This is a genomic window from Streptomyces parvus (genome assembly GCF_014648875.1).
Classification (GTDB): domain Bacteria; phylum Actinomycetota; class Actinomycetes; order Streptomycetales; family Streptomycetaceae; genus Streptomyces; species Streptomyces parvus.
Genome location: NZ_BMRY01000013.1, coordinates 86,901 through 105,664, shown reverse-complemented (window position 1 = coordinate 105,664; position 18,764 = coordinate 86,901). Strand labels below are relative to the sequence as shown.

General features: G+C 71.8%; 17 protein-coding genes. 8 read left to right on the top strand and 9 right to left on the bottom strand.

Annotated elements, in window-relative coordinates; translation table 11 throughout:
- Positions 1-152 precede the first annotated feature (152 nt).
- Positions 153-848, top strand: a complete 696-nt coding sequence (locus tag IE140_RS30955; protein ID WP_150196277.1) for a TetR/AcrR family transcriptional regulator — start codon at positions 153-155, stop codon at positions 846-848.
- Here IE140_RS30955 and IE140_RS30950 read toward each other — a convergent pair.
- From IE140_RS30950 to IE140_RS30935, 4 genes are read right to left on the bottom strand one after another with little or no spacing between them, the layout of a single operon-like run.
- Positions 835-1,980 carry an XdhC family protein gene (locus IE140_RS30950; protein ID WP_150196276.1) on the bottom strand — a complete coding sequence of 382 codons (1,146 nt, stop codon included), beginning with the start codon at positions 1,978-1,980 and terminating at the stop codon, positions 835-837. The two genes, IE140_RS30955 and IE140_RS30950, sit on opposite strands and share 14 nt — an antisense overlap.
- On the bottom strand, positions 1,973-4,126 hold the full coding sequence (locus IE140_RS30945) for a xanthine dehydrogenase family protein molybdopterin-binding subunit (protein ID WP_150196275.1): 2,154 nt from the start codon (positions 4,124-4,126) through the stop codon (positions 1,973-1,975). Before IE140_RS30945 ends, IE140_RS30950 begins: the two co-directional genes overlap by 8 nt.
- On the bottom strand, positions 4,123-5,115 hold the full coding sequence (locus tag IE140_RS30940) for an FAD binding domain-containing protein (protein ID WP_189460894.1): 993 nt from the start codon (positions 5,113-5,115) through the stop codon (positions 4,123-4,125). Before IE140_RS30940 ends, IE140_RS30945 begins: the two co-directional genes overlap by 4 nt.
- Positions 5,112-5,732 (bottom strand): (2Fe-2S)-binding protein, encoded by a 621-nt coding sequence (locus IE140_RS30935; RefSeq protein ID WP_032769009.1) that lies wholly within the window; start codon positions 5,730-5,732, stop codon positions 5,112-5,114. The genes IE140_RS30940 and IE140_RS30935 overlap by 4 nt, the downstream gene beginning before the upstream one ends.
- Before the next feature lie 197 nt (positions 5,733-5,929).
- Here IE140_RS30935 and IE140_RS30930 point away from each other — a divergent pair, with 197 nt between their 5' ends.
- The 4 genes from IE140_RS30930 (at position 5,930) to IE140_RS30915 (ending at position 10,193) form a co-directional block, all read left to right on the top strand.
- The gene (locus IE140_RS30930; RefSeq protein ID WP_444545636.1) at positions 5,930-6,514 is read left to right on the top strand and encodes a TetR/AcrR family transcriptional regulator; all 585 of its coding nucleotides are present in this window, start codon (positions 5,930-5,932) and stop codon (positions 6,512-6,514) included.
- Positions 6,515-6,618: 104 nt separating this feature from the next.
- Positions 6,619-7,719 (top strand): hypothetical protein, encoded by a 1,101-nt coding sequence (locus IE140_RS30925; protein WP_150196256.1) that lies wholly within the window; start codon positions 6,619-6,621, stop codon positions 7,717-7,719.
- Positions 7,720-7,862: 143 nt separating this feature from the next.
- Positions 7,863-9,713, top strand: coding sequence for a cytochrome c biogenesis protein DipZ (locus IE140_RS30920; RefSeq protein ID WP_150196255.1), 1,851 nt, complete (start codon positions 7,863-7,865; stop codon positions 9,711-9,713).
- 123 nt (positions 9,714-9,836) lie between these two features.
- Positions 9,837-10,193: a DoxX family protein gene (locus tag IE140_RS30915; RefSeq protein WP_100560993.1), complete on the top strand. Its 357-nt coding sequence runs from the start codon at positions 9,837-9,839 to the stop codon at positions 10,191-10,193.
- A gap of 628 nt (positions 10,194-10,821) precedes the next feature.
- Here the strand turns inward: IE140_RS30915 and IE140_RS30910 are convergent.
- Positions 10,822-11,169, bottom strand: a complete 348-nt coding sequence (locus tag IE140_RS30910; RefSeq protein ID WP_093438919.1) for a hypothetical protein — start codon at positions 11,167-11,169, stop codon at positions 10,822-10,824.
- Positions 11,170-11,486: 317 nt separating this feature from the next.
- A complete protein-coding gene (locus tag IE140_RS30905; protein WP_229826959.1) occupies positions 11,487-12,038 on the bottom strand; it encodes an SUKH-4 family immunity protein in 552 nt (183 codons plus the stop codon).
- Positions 12,039-12,638: 600 nt separating this feature from the next.
- Here IE140_RS30905 and IE140_RS30900 point away from each other — a divergent pair.
- The 3 genes from IE140_RS30900 to IE140_RS30890 all read left to right on the top strand — a co-directional run bounded on the left by IE140_RS30900 (position 12,639) and on the right by IE140_RS30890 (position 15,672).
- On the top strand, positions 12,639-13,484 hold the full coding sequence (locus IE140_RS30900) for an MIP/aquaporin family protein (protein WP_093438829.1): 846 nt from the start codon (positions 12,639-12,641) through the stop codon (positions 13,482-13,484).
- 28 nt (positions 13,485-13,512) lie between these two features.
- Positions 13,513-15,030 (top strand): glycerol kinase GlpK, encoded by a 1,518-nt coding sequence (gene glpK / locus IE140_RS30895; RefSeq protein WP_093438826.1) that lies wholly within the window; start codon positions 13,513-13,515, stop codon positions 15,028-15,030.
- Between the two features lie 114 nt (positions 15,031-15,144).
- Entirely contained in the window at positions 15,145-15,672 is a 528-nt protein-coding gene (locus IE140_RS30890) for a GNAT family N-acetyltransferase (protein WP_032769020.1), read from the top strand.
- 41 nt (positions 15,673-15,713) lie between these two features.
- Here IE140_RS30890 and IE140_RS30885 read toward each other — a convergent pair whose 3' ends face one another.
- From IE140_RS30885 to IE140_RS30875, 3 genes are all read right to left on the bottom strand, one after another.
- Complete coding sequence (locus tag IE140_RS30885) at positions 15,714-16,748, bottom strand: FecCD family ABC transporter permease (protein ID WP_032779950.1); 1,035 nt, start codon at positions 16,746-16,748, stop codon at positions 15,714-15,716.
- Positions 16,745-17,803: an iron chelate uptake ABC transporter family permease subunit gene (locus IE140_RS30880; RefSeq protein WP_150196254.1), complete on the bottom strand. Its 1,059-nt coding sequence runs from the start codon at positions 17,801-17,803 to the stop codon at positions 16,745-16,747. Before IE140_RS30880 ends, IE140_RS30885 begins: the two co-directional genes overlap by 4 nt.
- A gap of 99 nt (positions 17,804-17,902) precedes the next feature.
- Complete coding sequence (locus IE140_RS30875) at positions 17,903-18,646, bottom strand: helix-turn-helix domain-containing protein (protein ID WP_150196253.1); 744 nt, start codon at positions 18,644-18,646, stop codon at positions 17,903-17,905.
- Positions 18,647-18,764: the final 118 nt, after the last annotated feature.

The following is an 18,764-nucleotide window of genomic DNA, read 5'->3' as shown; positions in this document are numbered from 1 at the left end:
TTCGCGGACGTGTGGGCAGCGACGTGTGCGCAGCACGGACAGGCCCGGGTGGTCCGGACGAGATACCGGGCGACCCGTGACGTGGCCAGCCTGGAGGGACCCGCCACTAAAGTCAACAGGTGTGAAGTTCAAGCGGGCCGTACCCTGGCGCCATGCCTGCCACGTCCCGCCGCCGCCCCGCCACGCGCAAGGGCCGCCCGGTCCTCACCCGCGAGAGCATCGCCGCCAAGGCGCTGGAGATGGCCGGAGCCCAGGGATTCGCCTCCCTCACGATGCGCGCCCTCGCCACCGAACTCGGCGTGACCGTAAGGGCGTTGTACAACTACGTGGAGGATCGCCAGGACGTCGTCCACCTGGCCGTCGACACCCTGCTGACCTCGTGGAACCCGCCCCCGCTGCACGCCTCGACCTGGGAGACCTCCGTCGCGGACTACGCCGGTTCCCTGCGGGCGCTGTACCGCCGCTGGCCCCGCGCCCTGCTGGTCTCCCTGGAGGAGGACACGCCCCCGGCCTCGGTCCACCCCAACCGCCTGCTCAACCTGGACCGCTTTCTGCGGCTGCTGCGGGACGTGGGCCTGGACATGCCCGCGGCGCTCGCGGCGCACCGCCAACTCTCCCTGCTGGTCCTGTCCTTCGTCCTCGTGATCGACGGACCGGCGGACCGCGCGGGCGACAGTCCGGGCCGGGCCGGGCTCGTTCCCGACGCCTGGCCGGCCGGCCACGCCGACCTGGACATCCCCACCCTCCGAGAAGCCGCCGCGCTGCCGCCGCCCACCCCGGACGAGCAGTTCGACGAGCTCGTCTCGGCCGTCGTCGACCGGATCCGGGGCGGCCTCAGAGCCGGCTGACGACCCGCCGTTCCGGGCCGGGCTCCCGGTGGATGGGCTCCGCTCCCCCGGTCAGGGGCAGGCCCGTGCCGCCGCGCCGGGCCGCGACGATCTCCGCCGCGATGGACAGCGCCGTCTCCTCCGGCGTACGGGCACCGAGGTCCAGGCCGATGGGCGACCGCAGGCGGTCCAGCTCCCGGTCGCCGAGGCCGGCCTCGCGCAGCCGCCGGGTCCGGTCCTCATGGGTGCGGCGCGACCCCATCGCGCCGACGAACGCGACGGGCATCCGCAGCGCCTCCGTGAGCAGCGGCACGTCGAACCGGGCCTCGTGCGTGAGCACGCACAGGACGGTACGGGCGTCGGTGCGGGTGCGTCGCAGATAGCGGTGGGGCCAGTCGACGACCACCTCGTCGGCCTCGGGGAACCGGGCGGGCGTGGCGAAGACGGGCCGGGCGTCGCACACCGTCACGTGGTGGCCCAGGAACTTGCCGGCCCGGACCAGCGCGGCGGCGAAGTCGACCGCGCCGAAGACGATCATGCGGGACGGCGGGACGCTGGTCTCGACGAGCAGGGTGAGGCCGCCGGGGCAGTGCGAGCCGTCCTCGGAGAGGGCGACGGTGCCGGTGCGGCCGGTGTCGAGCAGGGCCGAGGCCTCGGCCGCCGCCGTACGGTCCAGCTCCGGGTGGCCGCCGAGCCCGCCCTCGTGGGAGCCGTCGGCGCGGACGAGCAGCGCCCGCCCCAGGAATCCGTCCGGGCCGTCCACCACCCGGGCGAGGGCCGCCGCCCCACCGGACACCGCGGCGGTCAGCGCGGCCCGCAGCACCTCACGCTCCGGCGCGTCGGACCGTACCGGCGTGACCATGATGTCCAGGACGCCGCCGCAGGTCAGACCGACGGCGAAGGCGTCCTCGTCGCTGTAGCCGAAGCTCTCACGCATACTCTCGCCGGTGGCGAGGGCCTGCGCGCACAGTTCGTAGACCGCGCCCTCCACGCAGCCGCCGGAGACCGAGCCGATCGCGGTTCCCTCGCTGTCGACGGCGAGGGCGGCCCCCGGCCCGCGCGGCGCGCTGCCGCCGACGGACACGACGGTGGCGACCGCGAACTCCCGGCCCTCCGTCATCCATCGGCGCAGCTCACCGGCGATGTCAAGCATCCACCGCTCCCCCGGCGGGCTCCGGCCCGGTCGCGGCCAGGACCCGGTCGGGGCGGATCGGCAGATCCCGGTGGCGTACGCCGGTGGCGTGCCAGACCGCGTTGGCGACGGCCGCCGCCGCGCCCACGATGCCGATCTCCCCGACGCCCTTGATGCCGACCGGGTCCTCCGGGTCGTGGTCGTCCACCCAGTCCACCTCGATGGCCGGGGTGTCGGCGTGTGTGGCGACGTGGTAGCCCGCGAGGTCGGGGGCGTAGTGGCCGCCGGTGTTGCGGTCGCGGACCGCCTCCTCGTGCAGGGCCATCGAGATACCCCAGGTCATTCCGCCGACGAGCTGGTTGCGGGCGGTGAGCGGGTTGACGATCCGGCCCGCCGCGAAGACGCCCAGCATGCGGCGCACCCGGATCTCGCCGGTGGCGGTGTCCACGGCGACCTCGGCGAACTGCGCGCCGAACGAGTGGCGTTCCTTCCGTGCGAGCGCCCCGAGGGCCTCGGTGGTGTCGGACCGTACGGTGATCCCTTCCGGCGGGATCGAGGTGGTCATCGCGAGGCGCTCGCGCAGTTCGGCGGCGGCCGCCGTGACCGCCCAGGCCCAGGAGCGGGTGCCCATGGATCCGCCGGCGATCATCGCGGGGCCGAAGTCGCTGTCGCCGATGCGGACCCGGACCTGTTCGGGTGCGGTCTCCAGCGCGTCGGCGGCGATCAGGGTGAGCGCGGTGCGGGCTCCCGTGCCGATGTCGGCGGCGGTGATGCGTACGGTGAAGGAGCCGTCAGCCTCCGCCGTGACCAGGGCCGTCGAGGGGGCGGCCCCCGCACCGAAGGAGGCCGCCGCCGTGCCGGTGCCCAGCAGCCAGCGCCCCTCGCGGCGGATACCGGGGCGTGGGTCGCGGTCCGCCCAGCCGAACCTGCGGGCTCCTTCGCGGAAGCAGGCGGCGAGGTTGTTGCCGGCGAACGGGAGTCCCGAGACGGGGCCGACCTCCGGCTCGTTGCGCAGGCGCAGTTCGATCGGGTCGATGCCGCCGCGTTCGGCGAGTTCGTCGAGGGCCGCCTCGATCGCGAAGGATCCCGGGGCCTCCCCCGGTGCGCGCATCCAGGTCGGGGACGGCACGTCGAGCCGGACGACGTGGTTGGCGGTGCGGTGGGCGTCGGCGTCGTACAGCACCCGGGCGACGCCCGCGCTGGGCTCGACGAACTCGTACACCGTGGACGTCTGGTTCAGCGAGCGGTGTTCCAGGGCCAGCAGCCGGCCGTCGGGGGCCGCGCCGAGCCTGACCCGCTGGGTGGTGGGGCTGCGGTAGCCGCCCAGCGAAAATGTCTGACGCCGGGTCAGCACCACCCGGACCGGGCGCTGCAGGGCGGTGGCGGCCATCACGGCGGACACCTGGTGGGCGCGCAGGCCCTTGCTGCCGAAGCCGCCGCCGATGTGCTCGGAGCGCACCCGCACCGAGGAGGCGTCGAGCGAGAACATCGTGGCCAGTTCGCCCTGGACCCAGCCGGCGCCCTGGTTGGAGTCGACGACCTCCAGCCGGCCGCCCTCCCACCGGGCGGTCGCCGCGTGCGGTTCCATCATGCTGTGCTGCTCTTCGGGCGTGGTGTACTCCGCGTCCACCACGAAGGCGGAGGCGGCCAGTTGAGCCTCCAGGTCGCCCTTCTCCGTCTCGGCGGGCATATGGCCGGCGGCGGGGTAGGCGCCGGGGTGGTCCGGGTGGAGCGCGGTGTCGTGCGGTTCGCTGTCGTACGTCACCACGAGCGCCTCGGCCGCTTCCCTGGCCTCCTCCGGGGTCTCGGCGACGACCAGGGCGACCGGCCAGCCGGCGAACGGCACCCGGTCGTTCTGGAAGACGGCGCAGGTCGGGTCCGGCGGGGTGCCGAGCATGCCGACGTAATCGGTCTTGAGGCGGGGGGCGTTGCCGTGGTGGAGCACCGTGAGCACGCCCGGCATGGCGAGGACCGGGGCGGTCTCCACGTCGAGGATCCGGCCTCGGGTGACGGTGGAAAGCACGAGCCAGCCGTGTGCCAGGTCCGCGAAGGGGATCTCGCCCGCGTAACGTGCCGCGCCGGTGACCTTCTCGCGGCCCTCGATACGGGTACGGGCGGTGCCGACGGCTCCGCGGAGCGCCGAGGGGCCCGGGGTGGTGGTCGTCATCGGGCGTCCTCCCCGGCGAGTTCGGTCAGGACGGAGACCACGAGGTTGCGCATGAGGGTCACCTTGTATCCGTTGTGGGGCAGCGGCCGTGCCGCGGCCAGCTCGGCGTCCGCGGCGGCGGCGAAGGTCGCGCCGTCGGCCGGTGCGCCGACGAGGACGGCTTCGGCCGCGCGGGCGCGCCAGGGGCGGGAGGCGACGGCCCCGAGGGCGAGGCGCGCTTCGCGTACGCGGCCGTCCTCGACGGTGAGCGCGGCGGCGACGGAGCCGATGGCGAAGGCGTACGAGGCGCGCTCGCGCACTTTGCGGTAGCGGGAGCGGGCGGCGACGGGGGCGGCGGGCAGGGTCACATGGGTGATCAGCGCGCCGGCCGGCAGGGCGGTCTCCCGGTGCGGGGTGTCGCCGACGGGGAGGTAGAAGTCGCTGAGCGGGACTTCGCCGGGTCCTTCGGCGCTCTCGTAGGAGACGACGGCGTCGAAGGCGGTGAGGGCCACCCCCATGTCGGAGGGGTGCACGGCCACGCAGTGGTCGGAGGCGCCGAGGACCGCGTGGTTGTGGTGCTCGCCCGTGACGGCGGGGCAACCGGTGCCCGGGGCACGCTTGTTGCAGGGCTGGGAGAGGTCGGTGAAGTAGCCGCAGCGGGTGCGCTGGAGGAGGTTGCCGCCGACGGTGGCCATGTTGCGCAGTTGCCCGGAGGCTCCGGCCAGCAGGGCCTGGGTCAACGCCGGGTAGTTGCGGCGGACTTCGGGGTGGACGGCGAGGTCGCTGTTGGTGACGGTGGCCCCGATGCGCAGGCCGCCGTCCGCGGTGGGTTCGACGCGGTCCAGGGGGAGTTCGCGGACGTCGACGAGGAGGGCGGGGCGTTCCACGCCGGTCTTCATCAGGTCGACGAGGTTGGTGCCGCCGCCGAGGTAGCGCGCGTCCGGGTCGGCGGCGAGGAGGGAGACCGCGCCGTTGATGTCGTGGGCGCGCTGATAGCCGAATTCCCTCATGCGGCGGCCTCCTCGGCGGTGTGTTTACCGGCCGCGTGTCCCTCTGCGGCGTCTTCCCCGGCGGGGCGTTCCTCCGCGGAGCGTTCCTCGGCCGCGCGGGCGACTGCCTGGACGATCGACACGTACGCGCCGCAGCGGCACAGGTTGCCGCTCATCCGCTCGCGGATCTCCTCGGGCGTCAGCGGTGGCGGCCCCGCGTCGGGGCCCGGGTCGTCGGTGACGGCGCTCGGCCAGCCGGCCGCGTGTTCCTCGATGACGGCGATGGCCGAGCAGATCTGGCCGGGCGTGCAGTAGCCGCACTGGTAGCCGTCGAGGTCGAGGAAGGCCTGCTGGACGGGGTGGAGTTCGTCGCCCTCGGCCACGCCTTCGATGGTGGTGATCTCGCGGCCCTCGGCCGCGACCGCGAGGCTGAGGCAGGACACGACGCGCCGCTGGTCGACCAGGACGGTACAGGCGCCGCACTGCCCCTGGTCGCAGCCCTTCTTGGTACCGGTGAGGTCGAGGCGCTCGCGCAGGGCGTCGAGGAGAGTGGTGCGGTGGTCGATGGGCAGGTGGTGCTTCTCGCCGTTGATGTTCAGGGTGATCGCACTGGACGTCGACGAGGGCGCTGGGGCCATGTTCAGCCTTCTCTGATGTCGGATGATGAGGAGAACCCGGGCCTCGGTCGGCGACCGCGGGCCCCGGCCGGGAGTAAGGTAGCCCTAACCGGACCACTGTCCGCTTACCCGGAAAACGTAACGGACACCTGTCCGGTTAACAAGGACGGGTTTCGGCCATGCACCCCGAGTCCGGCCACACCCCCCGAGGAGGATCCGTGTCCCAGCAGCCGAAGAAGGACACCGCCCTGCGTTCGGACGCTCAGCGCAACCGCGAGCGCATCCTGCGGGTGGCCACGGTCGAACTGACGCTGTGCGCGGACGCCCCGCTGAGCTCGATCGCCAAGAAGGCGGGGGTCGGGCAGGGCACCTTCTACCGCAACTTCCCCCACCGGGAGGCGCTGGTCCTGGAGGTCTACCGCTACGAGATGCAGCAGGTGGCCGACGCGGCGTGCGAGCTGCTGGAGACCCGGCCGCCGGAGAGGGCCCTGCGCGAGTGGATGGACCGGCTCGCCCGCTTCGCGATGACGAAGGCGGGTCTCGCGGACGCGATCCGGCTGGTGACCAGCGCACCGGGCGGACCCGCCAGGCCCGGTCCCACGCCGGTCATGGAGGCGGCCGGAACCCTGCTCCGCGCCTGCGAGGACGCCGGTGCCATCCGGCCCGGGGTGACGCCGGACGACTTCTTCCTCGCGATCGCCGGTCTCTGGCAGATCGATCCGCACGAGGACTGGGAGCCGAGGGCCGGCCGGCTCCTCGATTTCGTCATGGACGGGCTGCGCGTGGGGGCGCCCGGCGGGTGACCGGGCCGCCCGCCGCCGATGTCGGCGGTCCGTGTGATGATGCCCCGTGCAGCGCCCGGACCTGGGGAGGGCCCGGGCGCGTACACAGGGACGGGAGCGGTGAGTTGAGCAAGGGTGGGGCGTCCGTACCGGACGAGGAGTGGGAGCGGTTCCTGAGGGAGTCCGAGGCCGGCAGCCCGGGCGCGCCCGAGGAACCGTCGGCGCGGGCCCGGATGGTGACCCGGCGGCTCCAGGAGGAGCCCGAACCGCCGCGGGGGTGGCGGACGCATCAGCCGCCCCGGCCCCGGCGCGGCAAGGGCTGGTACGCGGTCGGCCTCGTGGTCGTCGTGGTCCTGCTGGTCGCCGTGGCCGTCGCCCCCGGCCGGATCGTCGGCTGGTTCGACGGCGGGGACGCGGTGGACACCCTGCCCCTGGCCGGGGAGTCGGCGCGCCCGGACGGCCCGCCCGCCCAGGAGGCGGACGGCCCGCTTCCCACCCCGGACGAGCCGTTCGCCGGATCCCCGGCGGCACGGTGGGCCGACGGCGCTGCGGGCATCCATCTGCCCGCGCCGCGGGCGACCGGCTGGATGAGCAGGGCGGAGGTCGGCACGGCGCTGGACCGCACCCGGGACTTCCTGACCGCCTCCAGCCTCGACCCCGCCGTCCTGCGCGGCGAGCGGCCCACGAAGGCCATGGCGCTCATCAACCCCCACCAGGCGGACGTGCAGGACTACTTGAAGAAGGCGTTCCGCGCGCCCGACCGCGAGAACGACCCCCTCCTGCTGTTCAGCCGCTTCCGGTCCGCCGATGTGCGGCCGGTCGGGGACGTGGTCAAGACGCGCGGCCGGGTCACGTTCCGGGAAGGCGAGAAGGGCGCGGTGGAGGTCTCCACCGACGTCACCTACGTCTACCCGGTCGTGCGCGCCTCGGGCGACGACGAGGTCGCGCGCACCATCGTGCGCCGCGAGGTGGTGATGAGCTGGGACGACCCGGAGAAGATCGTGATCGAACCGGGGACGTTCTCCCTCGTCTCCTACAAGGTGGACACGACCAACGGCGGTTGCGACACGTACACCGGCTATCTGATCCCCGCTTTCCTCGCCGACCGCACCACCGGTGCCGACGGCGACGGCCAGGCGGTCGACCCGTACGACCGCAGCACACCGATCGAGGAGCGGATGCGGGAGGGCGACGGCGAGGGCTGCGGCATCGCCACGAGGTCGTGAGCGCCCGTCCCTGAGGAAGTGCCCTGCGCGGCCTCCTGGCCGGTCCGCAGGCCGCCCCGCCACCAATCCGGCGATCGCCCGGCGCCGAATAGGTGGTGAGGGCCGCGGACACTGCCGCTCTCTCCCGCGAGAGGCGGTGCGCCATGGTCACCCTGATACTGATCGGTCTGCTGGGCGGACTGATCACCGCCGTCTCACCCTGCATCCTGCCCGTCCTTCCGGTGGTGTTCCTGGCGGGCGGCACCGGGAGAGGCGAGGACGCGGGACAGCCGGCCCGGTCACCCCGCACAGCCGGAGCCGACGGTGAGGGTGGGGCGGCAGACGGCAGCGGCGGGGCGGCGGACGACCGCGGGAGCGGCGGATCGGCGGACGGAGCGGGCGGCGCCGTGGCGACCGCTCCCCCGGACGCGCCCGCACGCGCGCCGCGCAATCGGCGTCCGTACGCCGTCGTCGCCGGGCTCGTCGTCAGCTTCGCGTTCTTCACCCTGCTCGGGGTGACGATCATCTCCGCCCTCGGCCTGCCGCAGGACATCCTGCGTTACGTGGGCCTGGGGCTGCTCGTCCTCATCGGCCTGGGCCTGATCTTCCCGCCCGTCGAACGCCTGCTGGAGAAGCCCTTCGCCCGTCTCCCGCAGCGCCAGGTCAACAAGGAGGGCGGCGCCTTCGCTCTCGGGCTCGGCCTCGGTCTGCTGTACGTGCCGTGCGCCGGGCCCGTCCTGGCGGCGATCACCATCGCGGGCGCCCGTGGCGAGATCAGCACCGACATCGTGGTGCTGACCCTGTCGTTCGCCGTGGGCACCGCCGTACCGCTGCTCCTGTTCGCCCTGGCCGGGCGCAGGGTCGCCGAACGGGTCGCCGCTTTCCGCCGCCGCGCCCGTGGGCTGCGGATCGCCGCGGGCTGCCTGATGATCGTCCTCGCGGTGGGCCTGGCACTGGACGTCACGGCGGCGATCCAGCGGTCCCTGCCCGACTACACCTCCGGCGTCCAGAAGAAGATCGAGGACAGCGACGCCGCCCGGCAGCAGTTGTCCGGCCTGTACGACAACTCCAACAAGGAGCTCTCCCGCTGCGAGGACGGCGCCGACGAACTCCGCTCCTGCGGGCAGGCCCCGGCACTGGAGGGCATCGACTCCTGGTTCAACACCCCCGGCGACCGGCCCGTGGACCTGAAGAGCCTGCGCGGCAAGGTCACCCTGGTCGACTTCTGGACCTACTCCTGCATCAACTGCCAGCGTGCGGTGCCGCATCTGCAGGACTGGGAGCGCGCCTACCGGGACGCCGGACTGCGCATCATCGGGGTGCACTCCCCCGAGTTCGCCTTCGAGAAGAAGCGGAGCAACGTGGTCTCCGGCGCCGAGAAGCTCGGCGTCACCTGGCCCGTCGCCCTCGACAACGAACTCACCACCTGGGACAACTACCGCAACCGCTTCTGGCCTGCCAAGTATCTGATCGACGCCGAGGGCACCGTCCGGTACTTCAAGTTCGGCGAGGGCGAGTACGACAAGACCGAGAAGATGATCCGCGAACTGCTCCGGCAGGCCGACCCCACGGTCACCCTCCCTGAACCCACGGACCCTCCCATGGGCGACCTGGCCTCCGACCGGACGCCCGAGACCTATCTGAGCAACCTGCGCGTCCGCGGGTACGTCGGCACGCCCCTGGTGGACGACCGGCCGGCCGTCTACCGCTTCCCCGAGGGCGCTCTCCCGCTCAACAGGTTCTCGCTGGACGGGACATGGACGGCCGGGTACGAGCAGTTCACGGCGGGGAAGGATGCCCGGCTGGCCTTCACCTACCGCGCCAAGAACGCCAACCTCGTTCTCGCGGGCACCGGGAAGGTCACCGTCCTCGTGAACGGCGAGGTGACCAGGACCATCAACGTGACCGGGTCGCCGACGCTGTACCGCCTCACCGACGACGAGGACGCCCGTACCGCACGCCTCGAACTGCGCGTGGACGAGGGCCTCCAGGCCTACGCCTTCACCTTCGGGTGAGCCTGCGGGAGGAGTCGGCGTTCGAGCCCGCAGAGGTACTGGCATGTCACGTTCCCGAGAGCCCGTTTCGTCCATGTGGTGAACACCCAGCTGTCGTTTCTCACACGGAATGAAGGAGATCACGTGTTCGCCGCCTACCTCGTCGTCACCCTCCTCACCTCTGCCGTCAACGGCGCGGCCGCCGTCGCGAACCTCATCGGACATGACTACCCGAAGAGCCAGGCGGACAAGATGGGCGTGCCCCACTCCTGGATGCGGCCGCTCGGGACATTGCTGGGGGCCGGCGCACTGGGGCTGCTGGCCGGGCTTGTCGTTCCGGTACTGGGGGCGCTCGCCGCTGCCGGCCTCGTGCTGTACTTCATCGGCGCCCTCTGGGCTCATCTGCGAGTCGGCGACCATGCGCTGGGCCCCTGGTCCGTGTTCTTCTGTCTGCCCGCGGCCGCTCTGGCCGCGAACCTGGCATACCACGGCCTCGGGTGACCCGCCTGCACCATCGTTCCACCGGTTGAGCCGAGACCGCCGAGCGGACTCCGGGCTCGTCGCGGAGGACGTGCTGCCGCATACACTGCCGAGGTTCCGCCCAGCTGGACCGCGGAGCCGACTGTGTTCGGCTGAGGGGATCGCTGTGCCCGGTCCGACCCGCGCCGCACACCGGCGAGGTGCCGCCGGCCGGGACCGGCCGGCGTGGTCGGTACTCTCGCGGTGTCCGGACTAGCATCTGGACAGGTGACTGGCAGTCATCGGGGACGGGGTCCTGCACGGACGGCGGCGTCAAAATGGGGTCCGAACGCCACGGGATGTCCAGGGCACCGCAAACCTTGCCGCAGGCGTAGTCCGCGTCCACCGGCGTCTCCGGGGATCGCCGGTGGACGCGGACTTGTCGGTTGTCCGCGGTGCCGGGAGCGCAGGCGTTGCAGTCCGACGAAGAGCGCGGCGGAGAGAGGTCCGGCGACGCTGAGGACTGCCAGCCCGGCGGTGACGACCCGGACGCCTTCTGCTTGGCCGACCGCCGGGGAGCGGCGTACGGACGCGGCATGAGCCCGACGCCCGAGAGCCCGGCCGGTGCGGGCCCTGCCGCCAGACTTGCAGCTGGGGGTGTATTGGTACGTCAGTTGAAGAAGACGACGGACCGCACCTTGAGCCGCTCCGAGGCACCACCTGTGTGAGGTCGCAGGGGGAAGGAATCGCCTTCACAATCCGTTCCGGTGAAGACCGTCGCCCAGGCGTCCGTGCGGTTCTTCGGCGAGTGGCCGGGCTGAGGGTTGTCCTCCCCGACACCCGGGAGGTTGACGCACTGGCCGCTGGGCGGGCTGTTGAGGAAGCCCGAGGCCTCGTATCCCTCGACGGTCACGTAGTCGTAGCGGAACTGCCCGGTCGCGGCCGATGCCGAGACGGGGGTGGTGATGAGGAGAACGCCGGCGCCGAACGCGGCGGCCAGGGCGGAACGAAGACGCATCGAGAGATCCTTCTGCTGGGGGGGAACGTTGCCGTGGCTGTTCCTTCCCGACGAGTTCGGAGCGCATCCTCGCTTCACTCTTACGGGCAGTGACGAAACGTGCCTGCTACCTCGAATGGCGGGTGCCGTTGCACCCGGAGGAGGCCGTCCGACGCCGTTCGCCGCGGTGACGTGCCGGGGGCCACCGTCGCGAGCAGCCCGGTGCGGAGCACGACGCCGGTCGTGGTACGGAAGAGGTTGCGACTCATCAAGTGATCATTTTGAGATGGGGCTTGTGCTCAGCGTGTTTCCGCACAGCCTTCTACCGGGCTTCGGTGTTACCAGATGCCGTGCTCCAGCTCTTCCAGCGAGAGGTTCCACTGCGATTCATGTGCGAAGGGAGTGGAGTCGAAGGCGCCGACAGTCTCCTTGAAGCGGGCAGAGAGCTCTTCCGGGTCCACGTCGTTGTCGTGGTCGACCTCAAGCTTCCGGAACTCGACGAGCGCGTACACCAGAGACTCGACGTCGCGGTGGAGCAGAACGTAGCCGGAGGATCCCTCGGGGAACGCGTAGACCTCTCCCGAGGCCGGGTCGAGGGCGATGAGTGAGGTGAAGAGGTAGCCGAGCATCCACCAGGACCGGCTCTCCGCCGGGCACGGCATGCCGTAGTGGTCGAAGCGGCTGCCGAGCGAGATCGCATCAAGGCCGGCCGGGTAAGGGTCCTCGACGTCCTCCCTGGGGGTGAAAACCTCGGAGTGCGGAAGACCCACGAAGCTCAGGAAGCTCGCGGAACGCGCATCGAACCCGGCAGTATCGCTTTGCGGGAAATAGACAATGTTGCCCAAGCCGTAGGCCTGTACCAATTCCTTCGGGGTGACAGAGAAGTTCACGCAGATCCTTTGGTGCGCTAGGTATTCGTTGTTCTCACTCCGGCATGCAGCCCCGTGCGACCCTGGCGGCCCGCGTCGACCGGACCAAATCACCCTTGCTGCCGAATCCGGGCTTCCGCGAGGGAGTCCTGCCCGGATTCGTTGAGCCGGCGTGAAGTTCACCCTTCTCGTTCGGGGTGCGGGTAATCCACACCTTGCCGTTGTTCAGTAGGGCGCCGTTGAGCCGGGTCTGTCCTCCGTGTCGAGAGGGTCGTCGGTATCGGCCGGCCCGTACCACTGGGCGATGTGGTACCCCTGGTCGGCCGCGAAGAGCACCCGTCACCGCGGAACGAGCCGCCCAGGCCGGTGAGCCCGAAGTCGAAGGGCAGATCGTCGCTGTTCCCGGTCGGGTCGTGCACGCGTACTCCCCTGATGGAGCCCCATCACATCATCCGGCGGCACCACCCCCGCCTCACCCGATCGGCCGAGCCACCTTCGCCGGCGAAGGCTTGACCCTCACGCCGACATCACCCCGAAATGCCCCTTTTGGCGATTCGCCTTAGCCTGCTGACACTGCTCGGATAGTCGACAGCCGGCACGGTCGGCGGAGGGCGAGCTTCCATGGCTGAGCTACGCAAGAAGTCCGGACTGGTCGGCGAGTTGTCGGCCGAGTTCGCGGGCACGATGATCCTCATCCTCTTCGGCTGCGGTGTCGTGGCCCAAGTGGTGGCGGGCGGAGCCCTGACGGATCCGGCCGGCGGACTCGGGGACCACGACAGCATCGCCTGGGCGTGGGGGCTGGGCGTCACGCTCGGCGTCTATGTCGCGGCGCGGCTGAGCGGGGCCCATCTCAACCCCGCGGTGACCCTGGCGCTGGCCGCGTTCAAGGGGTTCCCGTGGAAGAAGGTGGCCCCCTACGCGGTGGCGCAGACGGCCGGGGCGTTCGTGGCCGCGCTGATCGTCCGCTGGAACTACAGCGAGGCGCTGGCGAAGGCCGACCCCGGGCACACCATCAAGACGCAGGGGGTGTTCTCCACCCTGCCCGCCAACGGCAACCCGGCGCTGCCGGTGTACGAATGGGGCGCGTTCCGCGACCAGATCATCGGCACCGCCATCCTGCTGCTGCTGATCCTGGCCATCACCGACATGCTGAACACCCCGCCCGGTTCGAACATGGGCCCGTTCATCATCGGCCTGGTCGTGGTCGCGATCGGTATGGCCTGGGGAACGAACGCCGGGTACGCGATCAACCCGGCCCGTGACTTCGGCCCCCGGCTGGCGAGCTTCCTCACCGGTTACGGCGGGGCGTGGCGGGACCAGTACGGGAATCTCTACTTCTGGGTGCCCATCATCGGCCCGCTGCTCGGCGGTCTGTTGGGCGCGGGGCTCTACAAGTTCCTCGTCGGACGCTTCCTGCCCTCCGCCGAACCCGAACCGCCGGGCCGTGTCCCGGCGTCCCAGGACTGAACCACAGCGTCCGGAGAGGCAGCACATCATGGCGGACTTCATCGGCGCGGTGGACCAGGGGACCACCAGCACCCGATTCATGATCTTCGATCACGGCGGCAACGAGGTCGCCAAGCACCAGCTGGAGCACGAGCAGATCCTGCCCCGCTCCGGCTGGGTGGAACACGATCCCGTGGAGATCTGGGAGCGCACCAACTCGGTGATCCAGAACGCCCTGCGGCACGGCGGACTGTCACCGACCGACCTGGTGTCGATCGGGATCACCAATCAGCGGGAGACCACGGTGGTCTGGGACCCGCGCAACGGGCGGCCGTACTACAACGCCATCGTGTGGCAGGACACCCGTACCGACGCCATCGCCGCGAACCTGGAGCGTACGGGGAAGGGCGAGGTCATCCGCCGCAAGGCCGGGCTGCCGCCGGCGACGTACTTCTCCGGCGGCAAGATCCAGTGGATCCTGGAGAACGTCGACGGCGTACGGGAGGCTGCCGAGGCCGGTCACGCGATCTTCGGCAACACGGACGCCTGGGTCCTGTGGAATCTGACCGGCGGCCCGAACGGCGGTATCCACGCCACCGACGTGACCAACGCGAGCCGCACGATGCTGATGAACCTGGAGACCCTCGACTGGGACGAGGAGCTTCTGGGCTTCTTCGGCATCCCCCGGTCGATGCTTCCGAAGATCAACCCCTCCTCGCACCCGGAGGCCTACGGCTCCACGCGCACCTCCCGGCCGCTGAGCGCCGCCATCCCCATCGGCGGCGTACTCGGCGACCAGCAGGCGGCCACCGTCGGCCAGGTCTGCTTCTCCCCCGGTGAGGCCAAGAACACCTACGGGACCGGTAACTTCCTGGTGCTCAACACCGGTGCCGAGCTGGTCCGTTCGGAGAACGGTCTGCTCACGACGGTGGCGTACCAGTTCGGCGACGAACCGGCGGTCTACGCCCTGGAGGGGTCCATCGCCGTCACCGGATCCGCGGTGCAGTGGCTGCGCGACCAGATGAAGATCATCAAGTCGGCGCCGGAGAGCGAGGAACTGGCCCGCAGCGTCCAGGACAACGGCGGGATGTACTTCGTGCCCGCGTTCTCCGGCCTGTTCGCGCCGTACTGGCGTTCCGACGCGCGGGGCGCGATCGTCGGCCTGGCCCGGTACAACGACAACGCCCACCTGGCGCGGGCCACGCTGGAGGCCATCTGCTACCAGAGCCGCGACGTGGTCGAGGCGATGGAGCAGGACTCCGGGGTCCATCTCGACGTGCTCAAGGTCGACGGCGGCGTCACCGCCAACGACCTCTGCATGCAGATCCAGTCGGACGTCCTCGGCGTCGAGGTCAGCCGTCCCGTGGTCGCCGAGACGACCGCTCTCGGCGCCGCCTACGCGGCGGGGCTCGCGACCGGCTTCTGGCAGAACACCGACGAGCTGCGCGCCCAGTGGCACGAGTCGAAGCGCTGGTCGCCCCAGTGGTCCGAGGAGCAGCGCGCGGAGGGCTACGCGGGCTGGAAGCGGGCGGTGGAGCGCACGCTCGACTGGGTGAAGGTGCCCTGACTCGCCCGCACGGGTCCTGACGCGCCCGCACGGGCCCTGACGCGCTCGCACAGGTCCTGACGCGCCCGCATAGGTTGGGCCGGTCCCTTCCGCCATTCTGACGAGGACCGGCCCATGCCCAGCAGCACCCGTATCCGTCTCATAGAGCCCGCCGACGCCGCCCCGATCGCCGCCCACCGGGTGCGGGACGCCGAGGCGTTCCGGCCGTGGGAACCGGCCCAGCCGGACGACTTCTTCACTCCGGAGGGCCAGGCGGAGCGGATCGAGGGCCTGTTGGCGGGATACCGGGCCGGTACGGTCTGGCCGGGTGCGGTGCTCGCCGGCGACGAGGTGATCGGGCAGATCACCGTCGGGGGCATCCTGCCGCAGCCTCATCTGCGCCGCGGCTCCGTCGGCTACTGGATCGCCTCCGTCGCCCAGAACCGGGGCCACGCCGGGAACGCCGTCGGGCTCGCGCTCCGGGTGATGCGGGAGGAACTCGGCCTGCACCGCGCCGAGGCGTCCACCAACCTGGAGAACCTGCCCTCCCAACGCGTGCTGCGCCGCAACGGGTTCACCCCGTACGGCGTCGCGCACGCCGCGATCTTCCTCGACGGGGGCTGGCGGGACGGGCTGCTGTGGGAGCGGATCCTCGGCGACTGAGCGGGCCCCGGGCGGGGCGACCGGGCAGCCGGCGGGCAGACCTAGAATCCCCGGCGCGACTCCCGTACCAGCAGCACCAGCAGATACGCCCCGCCGACGCAGACCGTAACCGCGCCGGTCGGCAGCACCACGCCGGGGATCGCGTGCTGCGCCGCGATGTCCGCGCCGAGCAGCAGGAGCGCGCCGACGAGCGCCGAACCGGCGAGGTCGACGGTGGAGCCGCGCCCGGTGAGCCGGCGGGCGATCTGCGGCGCGGCCAGGGCCACGAAGACGATGGGGCCCGCCGCCGCGGTCACCGCGGCGGTCGCGGCCACGCCGAGGACCACCAGCAGCAGCTTCGTACGCTCGACGGATACGCCCAGCATCGCCGCCGTGTCGTCGCCCAGTTCGAGCCAGCGCATCCGGCGTTGGGCCGCCGGGGCCACCAGTGCGACCGCCGCCACCAGGGCCGATGACATCAGCACGGCGGGCCAGCCGATGGCACTCAGCGAACCGGCGCCCCAGACGGCGGCGCGCAGCGCGGTGTCCACATCGGCCTTCACCGAGAACCAGGTGTTGACCGAGGACAGCAGCGCCCCGACCGCGATCCCCACGATGATGAGCCGGAAGCCCCGCACACCGCGCCGGAACGCCAGCAGATACACGGCGAACGCGGTGATGAGCCCACCGGCGAGCGCGCCCGCCGCGAGGGCCGAGTAGCTGCTCGCGCCCGCCAGCAGCATGAGGACGACACCGGTGTAGGAGCCGGTGGTGAAGCCGATGACGTCGGGGCTGCCGAGCGGGTTGCGGGTCAGGGACTGGAAGACCGCGCCGCCCACCGCCAGGGCGGCCCCGAACACCACGGCGGCGACGATGCGCGGGGCCCGCCACTCCAGGACGACGGTGCGGACGCTGTCGCGGGCGGTGCCGGTCATGACCGACATCAGGTCGCCGGGGCTCAGCGTGTAGCTGCCCAGGGTGAACGCCCACAGCGCCAGGGCGATCAGCGCGGCCGCCAGCAGTCCGCAGACCACCGCCGAACGGCGTGACGCACGCAGGCTCAGGGAACCCGCTCTGATGACGAACGCCCCGCTCACAGCTCCTTCACCCGGCTTCCGCGCACCAGGAGGATCAGGACGGGAGCGCCGATGAACGGCATCATGACACCGACCTGCAGTTCGGAGGGGATCACGATCAGCCGGCCCAGGACGTCGGCGATCAGCACGATCACCGGGGCGAGGACGGCGGAGAAGGCGAGGATCCACCGCCAGTCGGGGCCGGTGAGCCACCGCACGGCGTGCGGCACCATGAGGCCGACGAACATCAGCGGGCCCGCCGCGGCCGTCGCCGCACCGCACAGCAGGGCCACGGCGACCACCACACCGGCCCGCACCGCGCCGACCCGCAGCCCGACGGCCCGCCCCGCGTCGTCGCCGAGGGCGATCGCGTTGAGCGGGCGGGCGCAGAGGGCGGCGACCAGCAGACCGGCCAGGACGAAGGGGAGGATGTCACCGGCGATGCCCGTCGGGCGGTCGGTGATGGTGCCCGCCCCCCAGAACCGCATCCGGTCGAAGGTCTCCGTGTCGATCAGGGCGAGGGTCTGGGAGATGCCGACCAGGACCGCCGTGAAGGCGACCCCGACGAGCGTGAGGCGCACCGGGGTCGGCCCGCCCCGTCCGCCGCTCGCGGCGAGGTAGACGAACGCCGATCCGGCGACGGCGCCGACGAGGGCGAGGGGCAGGTACTGCTCGATGCGGGTGACGCCGAGGACGGCCACGCCCAGAGTGACGGCGAAGCCCGCCCCGGCGTTGACGCCGAGGACGCCCGGGTCGGCGAGCGGATTGCGGGTGAGGGCCTGCATCAGCGCTCCCGCCACGCCCAGGGACATGCCGACGACGATGCCGAGCAGGGTGCGGTCCACGCGGGCACCGCTGACCGTGGCGTGCGAGGCGGAGCCGTCGGGAGCGGTCAGCGCCTGCCACACCACGTCGAGCGGGAGCAGTGCCGAGCCGATCGCGACGCTGAGCAGCACCGCCACGAGCAGGGCGCCGACGGCGACGCCCAGGCCGACGAGCCGGCGCGTCCTGCGGCGCGACGGCCTCGACGGTGCGGCCGGTGGTGGCGCGTCCTTCGTCGCGAGCGCCTGTGCCATCTGTTCTCCCTGAGCAACCCGCCACCCGGACAGGCCGGAGTGCCGTGCGTGATCGACGTACATGTCCTGCTGGGGCCGCAGCAGCCCCGCTCCCCCGGTTCAGCCGTCGAGGGCCCCCACCGCGTCCGAGGTGAGCTCGCTCACCGGTACTCCGGACTCGCGGCTCAGCCCCCGCAGGAGTCCGGCCCGGGTGGCGTAACCGGCCGCCCTGGCCGCCGCCGTCAGCTCGCCCCCGCCGCGGAGGTGTTCGACGGCGGCGTTCATCCTGGCCCGGTTCCGCCACCGTGTGAAGGGCAGTCCCGTCTCGTCGAGGAAGACGCGCTGCACCTGACGGGCGCTCATCCGGTGCCGTTCGGCGAGGCTCTCCAACGTCGCCGAGGGGGTGCGCAGGGCCTCGCGGGCGAGGGCGCGGACAGCGGGATGGACGGGCAGGACGACCGGGAAGTACTGCCGGGAGATGCCTCTCAGCACCCGCCCCAGCGCCTGCCGGAACGGCTCGACCTGCTCCGGTGTGGACGGCGCGGCCCCGAGCGCGGTCGTCATGACCTCGGTGAGCGCGGGCACCGCCCCGAGCACCTGAACCCGGCATCGTGGCTGGTCAGCGGGGTCGAGGAGGGGTCCGAGCGCCATGCCGCCCGGCTCGATCCGCAGGGCGTGCGGCACGCGCGGGGCCAGCCAGAGCGCCTCGTGGCGCCCGAGCCGCCACTCCTCGCCGTCGGCGGTCAGACGGGCATGGCCCGTCACCACGTAGACGAGATGGGGCTCGTCGTGCTGGTGCGTGTCGTGCCCCAGAAAGCGGATGGCGTTCTCGGCGACCACCGTGCCGAGGGATGTCGTCGGCAAGCGTGCCTCCCGTTGTGCGATGCGTCGTGTCCGTCACCGACCATGTCGTACTCGGATCGACGCAGCGGAACCAGCGAGGTTAGCCTCACCTTACCAACAGCTCGAACGGTCGAGCCTG

What these genes read in the sequence shown, in the direction of transcription:
- IE140_RS30945 (WP_150196275.1), bottom strand. Translation starts at nt 4,126, where the DNA reads ATGACGACCACCACCCCGGGCCCCTCGGCGCTCCGCGGAGCCGTCGGC.
- IE140_RS30900 (WP_093438829.1), top strand. Translation starts at nt 12,639, where the DNA reads ATGGCTGAGCTACGCAAGAAGTCCGGACTGGTCGGCGAGTTGTCGGCC.
- IE140_RS30920 (WP_150196255.1), top strand. Translation starts at nt 7,863, where the DNA reads ATGGTCACCCTGATACTGATCGGTCTGCTGGGCGGACTGATCACCGCC.
- glpK (WP_093438826.1), top strand. Translation starts at nt 13,513, where the DNA reads ATGGCGGACTTCATCGGCGCGGTGGACCAGGGGACCACCAGCACCCGA.
- IE140_RS30890 (WP_032769020.1), top strand. Translation starts at nt 15,145, where the DNA reads ATGCCCAGCAGCACCCGTATCCGTCTCATAGAGCCCGCCGACGCCGCC.
- IE140_RS30955 (WP_150196277.1), top strand. Translation starts at nt 153, where the DNA reads ATGCCTGCCACGTCCCGCCGCCGCCCCGCCACGCGCAAGGGCCGCCCG.
- IE140_RS30935 (WP_032769009.1), bottom strand. Translation starts at nt 5,732, where the DNA reads ATGGCCCCAGCGCCCTCGTCGACGTCCAGTGCGATCACCCTGAACATC.
- IE140_RS30940 (WP_189460894.1), bottom strand. Translation starts at nt 5,115, where the DNA reads ATGAGGGAATTCGGCTATCAGCGCGCCCACGACATCAACGGCGCGGTC.
- IE140_RS30950 (WP_150196276.1), bottom strand. Translation starts at nt 1,980, where the DNA reads ATGCTTGACATCGCCGGTGAGCTGCGCCGATGGATGACGGAGGGCCGG.
- IE140_RS30910 (WP_093438919.1), bottom strand. Translation starts at nt 11,169, where the DNA reads ATGCGTCTTCGTTCCGCCCTGGCCGCCGCGTTCGGCGCCGGCGTTCTC.
- IE140_RS30880 (WP_150196254.1), bottom strand. Translation starts at nt 17,803, where the DNA reads ATGGCACAGGCGCTCGCGACGAAGGACGCGCCACCACCGGCCGCACCG.